The organism is Vibrio sp. 1159 (assembly GCF_033340395.1).
Lineage (GTDB): Bacteria > Pseudomonadota > Gammaproteobacteria > Enterobacterales > Vibrionaceae > Vibrio > Vibrio alginolyticus.
In genome coordinates, this window is the sequence record NZ_JAWOWL010000113.1 from 1 (window position 1) to 1345 (window position 1345).

The 1345-nt window shown below is 46.8% G+C and carries 1 protein-coding gene; it reads right to left on the reverse strand.

Going from position 1 to position 1345, the window contains the following annotated elements; translation table 11 throughout:
* Positions 1-1345 (reverse strand): dihydropteroate synthase (locus R7127_RS26270; RefSeq protein ID WP_318148690.1); only part of this gene is annotated, 1345 nt, incomplete at both ends.

Sequence of the window (1345 nt, forward strand, 5' to 3'; positions counted from 1 at the left end):
TCAAAGGGCCTTCAATCACTTCAAGTGGTTTTGCCGCATTCACACGTGCTTCTTCAGTGTCTGCGACAATGAACTCTGTGATCCCTTTAACTAACGCATGCTCTAAACGTTTTGCGACAGGCCAAGTTCGCCACTCAAGCGCAGAGGCATCTTCTTCTTTGCCAACGCCTTTATCTGCGTACTCAGCCGCGATATCCAACAATCTTTCTGTAGCGTCATCTCGACGGTTAAGCACAACGTCTTCTACCGCTTCTCGTAGTTTTTCCGGAACGTTGTCATAAATTTCAAGTTGACCCGCGTTTACGATCCCCATATCCATACCATTTTTAAAACAGTGATAGAGGAACACAGCATGGATAGCTTCACGAACGTAGTTATTACCGCGGAAAGAGAAAGACACGTTCGACACGCCACCGGAAATCATCGCGTGTGGCAAATCGCGCTTGATGTCCGCTACAGCTTCAATAAAATCAACAGCATAGTTGTTGTGCTCATCAATACCCGTTGCGACGGCAAAAATGTTCGGGTCAAAAATAATGTCTTCTGGCGGGAAGCCAACTTCGTCTACCAAAATACGATAAGCATTTGTACAGATTTCTAGCTTGCGCGCGCGCGTTTCTGCCTGACCAACCTCATCGAATGCCATGACGATCACAGCTGCGCCATAACGACGGATCAGTTTAGCTTGCTCAACAAATTTCTCTTTGCCTTCCTTCAAAGAGATAGAGTTCACAATGCCTTTACCTTGAATGCATTTCAGACCCGCTTCGATCACTTCCCATTTGGAAGAGTCGACCATGATTGGCACTTTGGAGATTTCTGGTTCTGAGGCACATAGGTATAGAAAACGCACCATACAAGCCTGTGCGTCTAACATCCCCTCATCCATGTTGATGTCGATGATTTGGGCACCATTTTCAACTTGCTGACGCGCGACTTCTAATGCTTCGTCATACTGTTCTTCTTTGATCAAACGTTTAAAGCGAGCAGAACCTGTGACGTTAGTTCGCTCACCGACATTGATGAATAAAGTCTCTTTCTCAATCGTTAATGGCTCTAATCCGGAGAGACGACAAGCAACAGGCAAATCTGGCAAAGCGCGAGGTGTAACACCTTCAACGGCCTGCGCCATTTGGCGAATATGCTCCGGCGTTGTACCACAACAGCCACCAATCAGATTTAAAAAGCCGCTGCTAGCCCACTCTTTTACATGCTCTGCCATATCTTCTGGAGAAAGGTCATATTCTCCAAAAGCATTCGGCAAACCTGCGTTAGGGTGTGCGGAAACAAATGATTCAGAAATACGAGAAAGCTCTTCCACGTATGGGCGCAGTTCATCGGGCCC